12 protein-coding genes are annotated in these 15,876 nt (G+C 34.8%); 8 read left to right on the top strand and 4 right to left on the bottom strand.

Annotation, left to right across the window (positions count from 1 at the left end; genetic code table 11):
• Positions 1–136: 136 nt before the first annotated feature.
• Together BBI01_RS13345 and ccoN are read right to left on the bottom strand one after the other, a co-directional pair.
• Positions 137–1,024 carry a c-type cytochrome gene (locus tag BBI01_RS13345; RefSeq protein ID WP_065395158.1) on the bottom strand — a complete coding sequence of 296 codons (888 nt, stop codon included), beginning with the start codon at positions 1,022–1,024 and terminating at the stop codon, positions 137–139.
• A 19-nt stretch (positions 1,025–1,043) separates the two neighbouring features.
• Positions 1,044–3,323, bottom strand: coding sequence for a cytochrome-c oxidase, cbb3-type subunit I (gene ccoN, locus BBI01_RS13340; RefSeq protein ID WP_065395420.1), 2,280 nt, complete (start codon positions 3,321–3,323; stop codon positions 1,044–1,046).
• 183 nt (positions 3,324–3,506) lie between these two features.
• On the opposite strand from ccoN, the gene BBI01_RS13335 reads away from it, so the two are divergent.
• From BBI01_RS13335 to BBI01_RS13300, 8 genes are all read left to right on the top strand, one after another.
• Complete coding sequence (locus tag BBI01_RS13335; protein ID WP_065395157.1) at positions 3,507–3,809, top strand: helix-turn-helix domain-containing protein; 303 nt, start codon at positions 3,507–3,509, stop codon at positions 3,807–3,809.
• Positions 3,810–4,021: 212 nt separating this feature from the next.
• A complete protein-coding gene (locus tag BBI01_RS13330; RefSeq protein WP_065395156.1) occupies positions 4,022–5,440 on the top strand; it encodes an amino acid permease in 1,419 nt (472 codons plus the stop codon).
• A 241-nt stretch (positions 5,441–5,681) separates the two neighbouring features.
• Positions 5,682–6,488 (top strand): gliding motility protein GldB-related protein, encoded by an 807-nt coding sequence (locus tag BBI01_RS13325; RefSeq protein WP_498365970.1) that lies wholly within the window; start codon positions 5,682–5,684, stop codon positions 6,486–6,488.
• Positions 6,489–6,622: 134 nt separating this feature from the next.
• Positions 6,623–7,411 (top strand): AraC family transcriptional regulator, encoded by a 789-nt coding sequence (locus BBI01_RS13320; protein WP_065395154.1) that lies wholly within the window; start codon positions 6,623–6,625, stop codon positions 7,409–7,411.
• 73 nt (positions 7,412–7,484) lie between these two features.
• A complete protein-coding gene (locus tag BBI01_RS13315; RefSeq protein WP_065395153.1) occupies positions 7,485–8,099 on the top strand; it encodes a hypothetical protein in 615 nt (204 codons plus the stop codon).
• Between the two features lie 4 nt (positions 8,100–8,103).
• Positions 8,104–9,198, top strand: a complete 1,095-nt coding sequence (locus BBI01_RS13310; protein ID WP_065395419.1) for an agmatine deiminase family protein — start codon at positions 8,104–8,106, stop codon at positions 9,196–9,198.
• A gap of 207 nt (positions 9,199–9,405) precedes the next feature.
• On the top strand, positions 9,406–10,038 hold the full coding sequence (locus BBI01_RS13305) for an HdeD family acid-resistance protein (RefSeq protein WP_065395152.1): 633 nt from the start codon (positions 9,406–9,408) through the stop codon (positions 10,036–10,038).
• A gap of 143 nt (positions 10,039–10,181) precedes the next feature.
• Positions 10,182–10,580: an ACT domain-containing protein gene (locus BBI01_RS13300; protein WP_065395151.1), complete on the top strand. Its 399-nt coding sequence runs from the start codon at positions 10,182–10,184 to the stop codon at positions 10,578–10,580.
• Between the two features lie 247 nt (positions 10,581–10,827).
• On the opposite strand, the gene BBI01_RS13295 is transcribed toward BBI01_RS13300, so the two are convergent.
• Together BBI01_RS13295 and BBI01_RS13290 are read right to left on the bottom strand one after the other, a co-directional pair.
• Complete coding sequence (locus BBI01_RS13295) at positions 10,828–11,028, bottom strand: hypothetical protein (RefSeq protein WP_065395150.1); 201 nt, start codon at positions 11,026–11,028, stop codon at positions 10,828–10,830.
• Positions 11,029–11,030: 2 nt separating this feature from the next.
• Positions 11,031–15,875 (bottom strand): CotH kinase family protein, encoded by a 4,845-nt coding sequence (locus tag BBI01_RS13290; RefSeq protein ID WP_065395149.1) that lies wholly within the window; start codon positions 15,873–15,875, stop codon positions 11,031–11,033.
• Position 15,876: the final 1 nt, after the last annotated feature.

Raw genomic sequence — 15,876 nt, 5'->3', positions numbered from 1 at the left:
GATTTTGTTTTTTAAAAAGCCCCCTTTAAATCATTTTTTAATGTTGAAAAGGTTAGTTAGCAAAAATGAAAATTCAAATGTTAATGTAGTTGTAAAGGGGGCTTGGCATGGTTTGTATTAATCAGATAATAATCTTCTAGTTGTTTCCGTTTTCCCATTTCACCTCTTCTCCCTGAGGAGCGGCACCACCCTGCGCAGGTGTAATAGGAGCGGTTTCCTGGTTGATATGGTAAATGTACGCTGCAATTTTTTCAGCATCTCTTCCTGTAATGGTTCCGTCTTTGATGAAAGGTCTCATGGTAGGGTTATTTGGAGAACCGTTTTCAAGCATCCAGAAAACATTTTTGAATAAGCTTTTTTCTTTGATGTTGATCCAGTGTGTATCGGTAAGATTAGGACCGATACCTCCTTTTCCGGCATCTCCGTGGCAGGTTACGCAGTTGGTTTTGAAAAGCTCCTGACCTTCTGCGATATTGTCTGCGCTATATTTTGCAGATTCGAGGTTGATCTGGGGTGCAGTTTTTTCATACTCTTCGATAGAGGCAAGCATTGTCTTTGTTTCTTTGGTGTATTCTGCATCCGGGTGAGCGTAGTCTGTAAAGGCATAAGCCGTCAAGTACACTGCGCAGAAGATACATCCGAACCAGAACAGACCGATCCACCATTTCGGAAGAGAGTTGTCAAGCTCCGTGATTCCGTCAAAACCATGATCAATAAGAATATCTTTTTCTTCCGTTGCCGACTGTTTTTTGAAGGCGGAGTTCCATAATTTCTGATAGTAAGGAACTTTCTTCTCCTCCAGATATTGTTTTTTCTCTTCTTCAGATAATCTGCTGAAGCTTTCACTCTCAATCATGTCTCCGATAGAATTCATGATCATCAGAAGGATAATGGCTATCAATATCAACGCCCAGAAAAATGGAGAAGAAAAGTATCCTGAATCACTGGCGAACATTTCAAACGCCATGATCGTTAAGCCTATCGTTGTTGCGATATATATTGAAATGGGTGTTCTCGTTTTCATTACATTAATTTTTTAATGATTACTCTGCACTTGCTGTTTGGATTTGTGTTGTCTTGATATCTGTACCTAATCTTTGCAGGTAAGCGATCATTGCCACAATTTCTCTTTGTTCAAGCGGAATATAAGCTGCTCCTTTTGCTATTTTTTCTTTAGCCATCTGATCTCTTACATCGGTAGCTTCGGAGTAAATTCTTTTTACAATAGCTTTGGACTGGTTGTCTGCCCATTGATCGGCTGAATCAATCTGTGCTTTTGTATACGGAACTGCAAATGAATTCTTCATTAATTTTATTTTGTCCACCATCTGTGAACGATCCAGTTTATTGGTAATTAACCATGGGAAACGTGGCATAATAGAACCAGCAGAAGTAATTCTTGGGTTGTACATGTGCTTAAAGTGCCATGAATCCGGGTTTCTGCCTCCTTCTCTGTGAAGATCCGGTCCTGTTCTCTTAGATCCCCATAAGAATGGTCTGTCATAGACGAATTCTCCTGCTTTAGAGTATTGTCCGTTCTTTCCTTCAAATCTTAATACTTCATCACGGAAAGGTCGGATCATCTGAGAGTGGCAAGAATTACATCCTTCTCTGACATACAGGTCTCTTCCCTCAAGCTCTAATGGTGTATAAGGCTTCACTGCGGTAATGGTAGGAACACTCTGTTTCAGTGATAATGTCGGTATGATTTCCACCAGTCCTCCGATTGCTATCGTAATAAAAGCTAATACAGCAAGCAGAGTAGGGGTTCTTTCTAACCAAAGGTGTACACCTTCGCCTTCTTTTCTTGTCCCTCCGATATTGGCTAATGCCGGAGCTTCTGCAGGTACTTCTTTCTGGAATGAACCCACCTTAATAGTCTTGATCACATTGACCACCATCAAAATAGCTCCTGAAAGATAAAGAACACCTCCTAAGAATCTCATTTTAAAGTATGGAATGATCGCTGTAACAGTATCTAACCAGTTTTTCCATAATAAGGTACCGTCCGGATTGAACTGCTTCCACATCAACCCCTGTGTGAATCCTGAAATATACATTGGTACTGCATAGAAAATGATTCCTAATGTTCCTAACCAGAAGTGCCAGTTGGCTAACTTTACAGACCAAAGCTTTGTTCTCCACATGATCGGAACCAGATAATATACTACTCCGAATGCCATGAAACCATTCCATCCAAGAGCTCCTAAGTGTACGTGTCCAATAACCCAGTCTGTATAGTGCCCGATTTTATTTAATGATTTTGTTGCTAATAAAGGTCCTTCAAAAGTTGCCATACCATAACAAGTAACAGCTACCACGAAGAATTTAAGAATAGGGTTTTCTCTTACTTTATCCCATGCTCCTCTTAAGGTAAGAAGACCATTCAACATACCACCCCATGATGGTGCAATCAGCATGATAGAGAAACCTGTTCCTACAGCCTGTGCCCAAGCCGGTAATGCTGTATATTGCAGGTGGTGAGGTCCTGCCCAAAGATAAACGAAGATTAATGACCAGAAGTGAATAATAGATAATTTGTATGAGAATACTGGTCGTTGGGCTGCTTTAGGCATAAAGTAATACATCAGACCTAATACAGGGGTGGTTAATACGAATGCAACCGCATTGTGACCATACCACCATTGTACTAATGCATCTTTTACACCTGCATATACAGAATAAGATTTCCAGCTTGTGAAAGATAAAGGAACTTCAAGGTTATTAAAAATGTGAAGCATTGCTACGGCAATCCATGTGGCAAGATAGAACCAGATAGCTACATATAAATGTCTTACCCTTCTTTTAGCAATAGTTCCGAACATGTTAATTCCGAATACTACCCATGAGAAAGTAATCAATATATCAATTGGCCATTCATGTTCAGCATATTCTTTAGAAGTATTGATTCCCATTAGAAATGTGATGACTACGGTAATAATCATAAACTGCCAAGACCAGAAGTGAATCCATGAAAGCGTATCACTATACATTCTTGTTTTCAGCAATCTCTGCATACTGTAATAAGCACCGCAGAAGAAGGAATTACAAACGAAAGCAAAAATTACAGCACTCGTATGAAGCATTCTGATCCTTCCGAATCCCATCGCTCCTTGTGTATTGATAAGTCCCTGAATATTTCCCGAAGCTAAACTTTTAATCGTTGTATCATCCGTACCGAATAAAAATTCAGGTAATTCAGGATAAAAAAGCATCAATGCGGCAGTAAGCCCCAGCAGAAATCCGACGAGTCCGAATACGATAGTTGCATAGAGGAATGCCCTGACAATATTATTGTCATAGTTAAATTTTTGCGTCTCCATAAATTCCAATAGTGTTTACCGAAGTGATATTTGCTCTGAAAATGGTTTATTTTTCGCCGTTTTCTATGTTAAAAGTAAATATCATGTAACGTGTATAATGTTTTGCCAAAGGTATTTATTAACTTTGTTGGAGGCTAATAGATAATCTTCTAAAATATACCGAAAACTACTAAAACAAAAACAATGAAAATATGTGGACAAAATATCAGGAAAATAAGAAGGAGTAGAGACCTTACTCAGGAATACATGGCTTTTGAAATGGGGATTTCCCAAAAAGCATATTCCGATATTGAAAACTCCAAAGTGAAAATTAACCTTGAGATCCTGACTAAGATTTCAGATATTTTAGACATCAAACCTTCCGATATCTGTAGTATTTCTCATAAATGTGGAACCGATGATGGGTATGAAGATAAATACCAGGAACTTTTGGAGTATATGAAAAAGAATAATATTCCCATTCCGGAGGGGCATTTGAAAAGATAGATTCATTCATATCTTATATAAAAATACAAAACCAGTCTTGACCGTTGCGTGAAGACTGGTTTATTATTTATTTTCTTATTACCCCTATTGAAAGATGGGGAACAATCTGTATTTTTTACTGTTTTTAATGATGATGATTTATCAATTTACCCCATGGAATATGAATTTCTGTGAAAAGTTTTTATATATTTAGCGACCGAATAATTGATTCAATGGACAACGAAAATAAAACAGGACAAAACGAGACTTTAGTTAGAGGATTAACAAATCGACATATACAATTAATTGCCCTTGGTGGTGCTATAGGAACAGGATTATTTCTGGGAATTGGACCCGCAGCCGTACTGGCAGGACCATCTGTGATCTTAGGGTATGCTTTAGCAGGTATTATCGCATTTTTTATCATGCGCCAGCTTGGTGAAATGGTTGTTCAGGAACCCGTATCGGGAAGTTTTAGCTACTTTGCATACAAATATTGGGGAAATTTTCCAGGATTTGCTTCCGGATGGAACTATTGGATCCTCTATATTCTCGTAAGTATGGCTGAGCTTACAGCAATAGGTCATTATATACATTTCTGGTGGCCCGAAATACCACTCTGGGTTTCCAGTTTATTCTTTTTCGTGGTCATTAATGCCCTGAATCTTGCTTCTGTAAAAGTGTATGGAGAAACAGAATTCTGGTTTTCCATTATCAAAGTTGTCGCGATTATTGCGATGATTATTTTTGGAGTTTATCTTTTAATAAGCGGTACCGGAGGAGAAAAAGCGACAATTACCAATTTATGGAATGACGGTGGACTTTTCCCGAAAGGATTATTCAATAGAACGACAGAAGGATATTCCGGATTATTTGCTGCTATGGCGATGATCATGTTCTCTTTTGGAGGTCTGGAATTGATCGGGATTACAGCTGCTGAAGCGAAAAACCCTGAAAAAACTATTCCACAGGCAACCAATCAGGTGATCTACAGAATTTTAATTTTCTATGTAGGAGCTTTGGTAATCTTATTCTCATTAAGCCCTTGGAGAGAAATTACAGAAGGTTCAAGCCCGTTTGTAATGGTTTTCCAAAATCTGAATGGTTTAGAATTCAGTCTTTTTGGTAAAGTAATCCAGTTCAATACCTTGATTGCAAATGTCCTTAATCTTATTGTACTTACAGCTGCTTTATCTGTATATAACAGTAGTGTTTACAGTAACAGCCGTATGCTTTTCGGACTGGCTCAGCAAGGAAATGCACCGAAATTCCTGAAAAAATTAAATAAAAACTCAGTTCCGACCAATGCGATCATTATATCTTCATGCTTCGCAGGAATCTGTATTATCATTAATAAACTGGTCCCGGAAAAAGCATTTCAGTATCTGATGGCTCTTGTGGTATCTACATTGATTATCAACTGGCTGATGATCTGCTATACTCACTTGAAATTTAAGCAATCGATAATAAAAGAAGGGATTCAATCCAAGTTTCCATCTATATTTTATCCTATTTCCAATTACATCTGTATTGCCTTTTTAGTTCTTATTTTAGGATTGATGACTATTACAGGAATGGAAATTCAGGTTATTCTGATCCCGATCTGGATAGGATTTTTGTTTGTCATGTATAAATTATACAAACCCAATTAATAGATTTTAAATACGATAAAAGATATGGTTTTTGGAAACTTTTTAGTAGTACAAAAACCATATTTTATTTTTAAAAGTGTCATCGATGAAGCATTTGTTTTTCTTTTTGTTTATATGTTTATTTCCCGTTTCTGGAGTTGCTCAGAAGCGTGATTTTAATATTTATATTGAAACTTCCGATATTAGAAATTTTTGGAAAGCCTATGATGAGGTTCAGAAGATAGAAAATACGGAATAAAAAATATCAACATTTCAAAAACTATATATTGATAAGTCTACAGCTGGTTTAAAAGATTTTATTTCTTCAAGAAATTTTACTTCAGAGCAATGGATAGAGTCATTGACATCTAAGCCTAAATTTTGGAATTCCATCAGAGGTAAAACTGAAAAAATTGGAAAGGATTTTAAAAATATTAATACTCTTTATCAGCGGTTCAGTCAATTATATATAGATTTTTCTCCTCCGAAGATCTACTTTACCATAGGAAACCTCAAAGGTGGAGGAACTGTTATTAATGGAAATCTAATTATAGGCTCTGAACTTGCAGCTTCTGATGCTACGGTGGATTATTCCGAATTGTCTAAAAACTATCAGGACCGAATGAAGATCAATTCAGGAATTATTTTTCTTACTGCTCATGAACTGGTTCACACTCAACAAAATTTAAAAGGGAATGAACAAACCAATTTATTGGGGCTTTGCCTGAAAGAAGGATCTGCTGATTTTATAGCTGAATTGTTGACAGGAAAAAAAGTGGAAGCACCTTATATTGATTACGGAATGGCTCATCAGGATATTATATGGCAAAACTTTACAAAAGAGAAAGATGGATTTGATTTTCGAAATTGGCTATCCAATACATCAACGATCAAAGACAGACCTGCAGACTTGGGATATTTTATAGGATATATTATTACAAAAAGATTCTATGAAAACGCGAAAGATAAGAAAGTAGCAATAGATCAAATAATGAAACTGGATTTCAATAATACTTCTCAAACAGAAAAATTTTTAAGGGATTCGGGATATCATACAGAGATGAAGTAAAATGATTAGTCAGCTTATTTTTCTTAATTTAGTATTGAATTTAAAATGAAGGCAAGGATGTCTATTTAAAATATTCCAGCTTGATATTTTCATGAAAATAAACTAGTGGTGATATAAGGAAAAAAAATTGAGCTATGCAGACTCATTTTAATGAGATACAGAAAATTGTTGACCATATTGAAGCAAATTTTGATAGGGAAGTGTCTGCTTATGAAATAGAGTCAATGTCTCATTATTCTTATCGTAACTTCCAGCGTATTTTTTTCAAAATTTTTAATGAAACAATTTCCGGGTTTCAAAAACGGTTGCGTCTTGAGAATGCCTATAAAAAACTTATCTATACAGAAGATAGTATTTCTGAGATTGCATGGCAGGTAGGGTATTTCAATATACAGTCATTTTCAAAAGCATTTAAACAACAATATTTTATTTCTCCTGCAGAAGCCAGAAAACAGAAGCAGGATATTTTTAAAAATTTCATAGAAAATCACAAAATTGATTTAAAGGTTGAGATCAAATACAAAGATGCAATATCAGTTTACTGTAAATTTATTAAAGCAAAAGACTACAATAATCCTGAAATAGATGCATTGTGGAAAGAAATAGAGCCGGAAGCTGAAATATTTGATACCGCTTATGGAATTATCCGTGATCAACCTTTGATAACCAACCATTCACACTGTAGATATGGTGCTGCTGTAACATCTGATGAAACAGTTGAAGGAATTATAAAAAGTGAAATTTTCGGTAAAAAATATGTTCGTTTTACGCATCACGGACCCTATGAACAAATTTTAGAAACGTACCGTTCATTTTATCACTTTTGGCTTGCCGAACCGCAGCTTTTGCTTGACAATTCTGACGTAATTGAAGAATACGTGGAATCAGAACTTACTCATATTTATTTTCCAATTTATTCTTAGAATGTCCTTTTAGGACAAAAATTCACTTTTTGAGCTTCTAATTTTGCATCAGTAAAACGTAAGAAGACAAACAATGAAAAAAAATATATTATTCCTGATCTTACTACTTCCTTTTTATGGTCAAGCACAGATTTCGGTGCAGGCATATACAGGAAATAAAGAGGCAGAGATACTGGGAATTTATAATAAAGATTTTAATTCCAGATGGAATTATTTTGCTTCAGGAACTATTGGCTACGATTATGATTCAAAAAAAGTAACCCCTGAAGTGTATCAGAATATTAATTATGGACTAGGGAAAAACTGGGGAATATCTGCAGGAGTTCATATCTCAAAAGAAGACATAATACCATCTGTAGGATTGGCTTACGGAAAAGAAAATGATGTTTTTGGAATTAGTGTTTTTCCTGTTTTTACTTATTCCACGGATGCAAAAGAATTTGGACTGGGATTATATACTCTATTGGAATATACACCAAGAATCAATGATCGTCTAAATTTATATAGTATGCTGATCGTTGAGTCTGATTTTGGTTTTAAAGAACATCAGCTGAGCAGTCAGGTAATCCGTTTGGGACTGGAAAATAAAAAGAAACTGCAATGGGGAATAGGAAGTAATATTTCTCAGACAGGAAGCAGTTTTGAAACAGATATTAATTTCGGAGTATTTATTGGGAAAAAATTTTAATTATATGAACAAATTATTCACACTCACTTTCGTATTGAGTTTTATAGGAGCTATGGCACAGACTTATCATTTTCCGGAAGAATCTTCACGTCATGAAGGAACATGGCTGCAATGGCCACATCATTATCAGCATGGTAAAACGTACCGTCAGCGGGTAGAACAAACCTGGATTGATATGACGAAAGCTTTACAGTCTGGTGAGAAAGTTCACATTATTGCATATAATGCAGATGAAAAAAGCAGAATTATCAAGCTTTTAGAGGAAAATAAAGTGTCCCTGAAGAATGTAGATTTTAAAATTTATCCTACAGATGATGTCTGGGTGAGAGATAACGGACCTATTTTCGTTAAAGACAACAAAGGAAATGTATTGATTGAAGATTGGGGATTCAATGGTTGGGGTGAAAAATTCGATTTTGAAAATTGTGATGAAATTCCTCAGCGTATAGGAGAAGATTTTGGAATAAAAGTCATTGATTTGAATGAAGAGATGGTGAACGAAGGCGGATCTGTAGAAACGGATGGAAATGGAGTCTTGATGGCATGTAAAAGCTCTGTGATCAGCCAGAAAAAAGGAGCTACGAGAAATAAAGGAATTACCCAGCAAGAGGCAGAAGAAATGTTCGAAACCTATTATGGGGTATCCAAAGTGATCTGGCTGGAGGGTGTCACCGGGTTGGATGTTACCGATATGCACATAGATGGTTTTATGAAATTTGTAAATCATAATACCATGATCACAATGAAAGAAGATGATCTTTTAGACTTGGGACTTTCTGATAAAGACATCAATACATTATATACAGCCTCTAATGTTAAAGGTAAAGAATATAAGAAAGTATATCTTCCGGCAACTAAAAATAAAGTGAAGACCGCTTATGGAAAACAGTTGGATGAAAAAGGTTCTTATGTGAATTATTATGTTGCTAATAATGTTGTTCTGGTCCCGAATTACGGAGATGCAAATGATGAAGTTGCCAATAAAATTATTCAGGAACAATATCCTGGTAGAAAAGTTATAGGAATCGATGTAAGAAACCTCTACGAAAACGGAGGAATGGTACATTGTGTAACACAGCAACAACCCGCAGGAAATTAGTAAGTAAAAACCTGACTTAAGAAAAGCATCATATTAAGAAAAGTAGAATTAACTTTTGTTTTAATATGATGCTTTTTCCTTTTACTTTTTGTAAATTAGTAGTAGAAAATTATTCAAAATCAGGTGAATTTATAATCTGTTTTTGATAAATTTCGACGGACGAGCCGAACACCGTAATACAAAGTAGGCACACGAAAAAACACTTCTATGGCTAATTTATTTCAAACTTTTACAAACACTGTTAAACATTGGTATATTCCATTGATATTTGGAATTTTATTTATTATTTGTGGTTTTTATGTATTTAGTGTACCGCTTGCAACGTATATTACTCTTTCCATTTTTTTCAGCGTTTCATTCCTGTTCTCCGGGATCACGGAAGTTTTCTTCTCTATTCAAAATAGTAAATCTTTACAAGGTTGGGGCTGGTTTCTGGTAAGTGGTTTATTGACTACCGCAATTGGGGTTTATTTAATAGCTTATCCACAAATTTCAATGTCTATTCTGCCTTTCGTAGTTGGGTTTACCTTGTTGTTCCGTTCTTTTCAGTTGCTAGGTTTCGCCTTTGATTTGAAAAGTATGAAAATAATGAGTTGGGGAAATGTAGCCCTTGCAAGTGCAGGTGGAATTATATTTTCTCTATTGTTAATATTTAACCCGATTTTTGCAGGAATTTCATTAGTCACCTTGACGGGTATTTCCTTTATTTTTATAGGAATAGCCTCTATTATGCTGGCTTTAGATTTGAGAAAAGTTAAAAAAATCCCTGGAAAAGTAAGTCAGGAACTGAGAGATAAAATAAAGTCAATACAGGAAGAAATTGACGATCTTAAAAAGTAATTTAATAATCAAATGATAGTAAAGACCTCTATTGGAGGTCTTTTTTTATTTTGTATTGATTTTTTATGGAAGTATATTGTATTTTTATCTCAATCATAAATAGGAAAATTGTAAATGCGTTTTCCACTAAAAAGCAATGAATTATGGAAGGTGAAGTGAACTTAAAGAATATTTTGAAAAATTTAAATCCGTTATTGAACGAAGGAAAGTACGTCTATTGTACGGTTGATAACATTAATGAGATTCCTTTTTTAAAAATTTTATTTCTGTTTAAAGAAACAGAAAGTATAACCGTTGTACTTAAAAAAGAAGATGCAGAAGCTATGAACTTAAGCTTTAGCTATGTAGCATCATGGATCACCCTTGAGGTTCATTCCTCTTTATCTGCCGTTGGTTTAACTGCAAAATTTTCACAAGCTTTAAGTGATGCGGGGATTAGTTGTAATGTTGTTGCTGCTTACTTTCATGACCATATTTTTGTGGATGAAAAGAATGCCGCAAAAGCTATTGAGATACTAAATGGACTTAAAGAGTTGAATTAAAGGATATCAATTCTTTAAAAAACAAAAACCATCCTTAAAAAGGATGGTTTGTACTCAAAAGCGAACAAATGGCGAACCAAATAGGTGAAGACTTTATAGTTCTATCAAAACTTGCATCATAAAAACATATTCGTAATTATAATATTATTCTAACTGATTCGCCACTATATTTGGTCGTATTTTGAGCATATTGTCAGGACTAGTTATAAATTTCCGTTCGGAAAATAAGTAATAAATTGATCATCTTTTAATCAATTTCTTCTGTTTGAACCTCAATATCAATTTCTTCAAAATCATCAGGTTTTTCCTGAATTGGAGTTTCGAGCTTAACGCCATTTAAATAATAGGTTAAACCAAGATATATCTCTTCACTAAATAGCATTCCATCTATTTTTCTTCTAAATACTTTACCTGCTTCAGCGGTAATTATGTTATCTTCTATATTCATTTTTATTCGATTGGGAAAATTCGTGCAGCATGATAGCTCCAGCTGGTTGCTGTCTTATAAGCATTTACACTACCTGCCGGCACATATATTTTTATTAAATCATTACTCGGATCACTACACAATGTTTTAGAAATAAGGGTTGGCGGAATTACGGCAAAAATTGTTAATTTCAAATACCTCCCATTTACATTTGAAACACCTGTAGCAAATGGTCTTGTTTCAATATATTCAACTGATGCAGGGAGTTTTACTTCAAAAAATGGTGTAACGATATTGGCAGGAACAGGAATAGAATCAGTTCTTATTATTGTAAGTGCAGTCCATTCTGAAAGATCATAAGAAGTCAATTGTACATTATTTTCATCCTTCATCGGAATATAAGCAGATTCAAACAACAAATTAGGTTTTATCTCTTTTAAATATTTAAAAGAGATCTTATTATTATCTTCAGATTTTACATAACATCTTGTAAGAACAAAAACACCTAATACTTTAACATTTTTGAACCAACTAAGATCCACTTTAATATTCTCCAAACCTTTATCTCCAATTTCTTCAAGATTTTCAAATGGATTGGTTGTATTGGCAATACTTGATGTGGTAGCATATAATTGAAATGCATTAGCTCCTATTTTTTTTATGTTAGGCGGGAAAATAATATTAGGTCCCCAGGTTAGGTTATAAAATGCTCTAAAGCCTATTTCTTCCAAGTTGGTAAAAAATCTAAACTCAGGAAAAGCACTAGCAAAATCAGTATTATAACTTGGATTGATTGAACCATTAAAAGCATTATCATCAATCTTAGTCACAAGTCGAGCTTCGGAAAAACTGAGTTCATTATCACCATTTTTATCATATTTCTCTAAAATTAAATTTTTTCTTGTTGCACTAGAAAATTGGATAAATTCAGTAACATTTTGGAATGTAAAATGAAAATCAGGCCAATTGTTCTCCATAAAAACTTTATCGTCAGCATAAATCGTTTTGAAATTCCATGTACCTTCTACCACTGAATGAGGGAGCGTATTTCCGCTATCATCTATTCCTTTTGCAACGATAAGCTTATAAAAAGAATCACTATTATCACTGCTTCCTACAAGATTATTGACACTGATTCTACTTATTTTTGTTAAATTATTGACAATAGTAGTTACATTTATTTTTGAACAGTTTTTAATATAAAGCGTTGTAATACTGGTTGGTGTGAAAAATAAATTTTGATTGGAAATAAAATTTTGATTGTCTAAAATAAGAGTGTTTGCCACTGTAGGAAGTACTAATAAATTTAGTAAACCACCTTTTGGCAGTAAAACAGCTGAAACACCTGTTCCTGCCGCGTACACGCTCTTTATCGCTGTACAGCCTGATAAATCAACAGCCTGCTTGAGATTAGGACAATTCGAAATATCCAACTCTTCCAACAACGTATTATTTCCCACAAAAAGGTTTCTCAAATTTTGATTAGAATACCCCACCACTTGACTTCCTATTCGAAGCCTCGATAAATTCATCGCTTTTGAAACATCTAAAGTACCTAGATACTTTCCTGACAAATCTCCAAGATCTTTAATTGCAGATGCACCATAGATAATAGTTTCTGTATCGTTAAAAGTAATAGCCGGAGCTTGAACTAAAGATGAAACATTTTTTCTAAGCCTGGCACGGTTGATATAGGAACCAAACTTAATTTTCGTATACCCGTCTTTCTGAGCCGTTAATAAAAAATTAGCATTTGGAGGAATTGCAGGTGTGCCCGAAGGTGTATAAAGTCTCATCGTGATATAATCAGATGAGAAAGTAGACGTGTCATACTTTCCGTCCATATATCTGAATCTATTTAATAGCCAATAATTCCTGTGCGATTTTCTTGAACCTTGTGCGGGGTATAGGTAACTTCCGTTCCCGGCAACAACCAAAGGATCTATGTATTTATATTTCGCATCTTCATTGAAAATACTTTCCGCCCATTTGTCAGATTCTAACGTGTTAAAGTAAGTGTTGCACTTATCATAAGTCAGAATTCCTGAAGTTCTCATTTGCTGATACAAAGCCGTAATTTCAGTATCAAAAGCAACTTCAACCAATTTCCACAGTTCTGAAAGGGCACCATTCCAGACAAATCCACTTCCTACTTGGTCGTGAGCTTCTACCCAATAATCATACACATTGTGACCTTCGTTATTAAGACCTAAAACCGTGTCATTATCATAAAATATAAGATACCAACGATTATTTCCTTGCGCATCCGGATACATCGCAAACATTTGATTTTTAGCGCGCTGATCTACCATTGCGAAAAACTCAGTAAATACATAATAAAACAGTAAAAACTGAATATTAAAATGATCTGGAGCCTCAGTTTTGAATTTTGCAGGATTGTTTTTGCAACTCACAATCCATGTATGCAAAGCTTCAAGATTCGAAGTATCTTCATTATCTTCCGGATATCTTGCCTCAAAATCATTTTTCCATAAATGCTTACCATTTCCGTCTACACTTTGAAAATCTGTAGCAATAAATAATGTATTATCTGACGTATTGTTTAAAAATTCCCAGCATTCCTGACCACCTGTAAAACCTGTCGTTGCTTCATTCGACTTATCATTATTAAAATTATATTTTCCTAAGAAAATACGCTCCGAATCCGGTGTAGCACGGTGGAAAATAAGCATCGGAAAACCATCCATTGTCGTCCGAACGTTAGGATCCACTAACTGAGGAGGCACTAAATAGCCTAACTGATTCAAAGAATCTTGTGCAAGCCTCGCCAAACCAATGTTGTGAGAACCTGAAGATTCCATGAAGTCAGCTTTAAAAGTAAATGTCTTTTCCGCCAATGAATTATCACGAAGCTTGTATTTTGAAGAATTTATTTCTCCATTTTTAAAACCTCCGTTAAATTTTATTTTAAAGTTTTTTCGGGGATAATATTGTGATGATGTACCCTGAACATCAATACTCGCATTTACATAAGAAAACGATTTTGTAGGATCTTGAGCATTTTCATACTCTCCAACAATTGTTTTTTTATCGCCTTTATAAGTTGGCAGATCTCCAACAATGGTTAAACATGGAATTGATTGTAAACATTTATCGTAGGACAAATTCCCGAATGCATCGTACAATTTATTTCTCTCGTATATGTTGACTTTTTCCACCAGGTTATCCATGTCAGCAATAAAATTCGACAACATCTGATCGGCGTTTAGATTATTATTATAAACCCTGATATTATATAGATTAATAGTACAATCACTGCTTCCAATGGTAATGTTTTGAGGAGCTTGTTGTAAAAAGCTGTCTAATGAATTATACTGATATAATGAAGATATAATTCCATTGATATACACAAATACCAATCTTTGATCTGCAACCTTTGTAACGACTACACTTACACGGATCCTTTCCTCTTCTTTAAAAAATATGGACGTACCTTCCTGCTCAGAACTGAACGAAAACGAATTTGAGGTAGCAACAAATCCAACATTTCCATTTTTACAAGAAAAAATAGTACTGTCACTGTTTTTTATATCTGAAGTTGAAAATTCAAATTCTAATGTTTTACCACCTGTTTTAAAATCATTTTCAAAAATCTTGAAAGGAATCTCAACCCTTGCATTTCCGCTCACTTTAAGTGCCACAGAACCCTTTGAATCTTGAATCCACCCATTGGTGCTGAAATCAAAATCAGTAAGAGTACATGACAGGTTTTTATATTTCCATTCGTTTTTATTAATCTCTGAATTGCTTCTGTTTCGACTGCTTAAAAATAATTCCAAGCCTAGCGTTTCGGCTTCTACCTGAATATCAAATGCTGATACAACTACTGAAGTATTTTTTGTGACACTGCCACATTTAAAAGTTACAGTGTGCGCACCTGAGTCCATAAATGTATAGGTGAACTTCTGCAAACTTCTATTTACTACCAGTTCTGAAACCTTCACTCCGTCGACCAAAATCTCAACATCACTATAATTTGATGATGGTGAATATACCAGATATTCAATCGAAGCTGGAGCATATTGATTAGCAACAACATTATTTGCCGAAGAAACCAGAGGCGTTAAATTTCCGGCAACCACACTGATAATGTCTGTAAATAAGTGATTGCTTTCAATGATCTCTCCTGACAAATCAGCGGTCATATATACCTCTAAAATATGAACTCCGTGCGGCTGTGCAGGAATTTCATAAAGAAGCTCTTTGTTATTAATTGAAGTAACTACCGGCGGAAGATCTGATCCATTTAATTTGAAATGAATCGTCTTCTCGACATTCCCGGTTGGAATATATCGGAAAATGATGGGTCCCGAATTAATAGTGGTCTTGTTGTATGTAGTACTTAAAGCAAGTGCTATTGTTTGAATATCATATTTTAATTTCCTATTATTTCCATAACTATCAGTGATACTAAGTGTTATTGTATTATCTCCTGCCAAAATATATGACGTGATATCTATCTCATTGGCTCCCTGATTAATGTTTTTATTAAATAGGATTGTGTTTCCTTTTAGAATACTCGCAGTTCCTCCGCCGGTCTCACTACCATCAACGCTGTCGATGGATGACCATGAAAAGACTAGTTTAACTTCGCTTCCAAATGATTTTACGAACGATGCAGGTATTTCAGATTTTGCGCGGAAAACAATTCCATTGCCTCCTCCGGTTCCTCCACCAGTTCCATATTCACTTTCTGACTTTTCTCCTAAAGCTGAATATGCAATCTGTTTAATGATTTTCCCTTCTTCATTTTTAATGAAGAACATCACGGGATAAATGAAGTTATCTGCAACTTCTTTATCTGATCTTTCATAATTTGTAAAATAAATTCTTCCTGTATATCTCATT

The organism is Chryseobacterium artocarpi (assembly GCF_001684975.1).
In the GTDB taxonomy this organism is placed as follows: domain Bacteria; phylum Bacteroidota; class Bacteroidia; order Flavobacteriales; family Weeksellaceae; genus Chryseobacterium; species Chryseobacterium artocarpi.
This window is presented reverse-complemented; position numbering and strand designations above follow the sequence as displayed.

Bases quoted from the DNA above. Each gene is read 5' to 3' on its own strand.
- BBI01_RS13345 (WP_065395158.1), bottom strand. From the start codon at position 1,024: ATGAAAACGAGAACACCCATTTCAATATATATCGCAACAACGATAGGC.
- ccoN (WP_065395420.1), bottom strand. From the start codon at position 3,323: ATGGAGACGCAAAAATTTAACTATGACAATAATATTGTCAGGGCATTC.
- BBI01_RS13335 (WP_065395157.1), top strand. From the start codon at position 3,507: ATGAAAATATGTGGACAAAATATCAGGAAAATAAGAAGGAGTAGAGAC.
- BBI01_RS13330 (WP_065395156.1), top strand. From the start codon at position 4,022: ATGGACAACGAAAATAAAACAGGACAAAACGAGACTTTAGTTAGAGGA.
- BBI01_RS13320 (WP_065395154.1), top strand. From the start codon at position 6,623: ATGCAGACTCATTTTAATGAGATACAGAAAATTGTTGACCATATTGAA.
- BBI01_RS13315 (WP_065395153.1), top strand. From the start codon at position 7,485: ATGAAAAAAAATATATTATTCCTGATCTTACTACTTCCTTTTTATGGT.
- BBI01_RS13310 (WP_065395419.1), top strand. From the start codon at position 8,104: ATGAACAAATTATTCACACTCACTTTCGTATTGAGTTTTATAGGAGCT.
- BBI01_RS13305 (WP_065395152.1), top strand. From the start codon at position 9,406: ATGGCTAATTTATTTCAAACTTTTACAAACACTGTTAAACATTGGTAT.
- BBI01_RS13300 (WP_065395151.1), top strand. From the start codon at position 10,182: ATGGAAGGTGAAGTGAACTTAAAGAATATTTTGAAAAATTTAAATCCG.
- BBI01_RS13295 (WP_065395150.1), bottom strand. From the start codon at position 11,028: ATGAATATAGAAGATAACATAATTACCGCTGAAGCAGGTAAAGTATTT.
- BBI01_RS13290 (WP_065395149.1), bottom strand. From the start codon at position 15,875: ATGAGATATACAGGAAGAATTTATTTTACAAATTATGAAAGATCAGAT.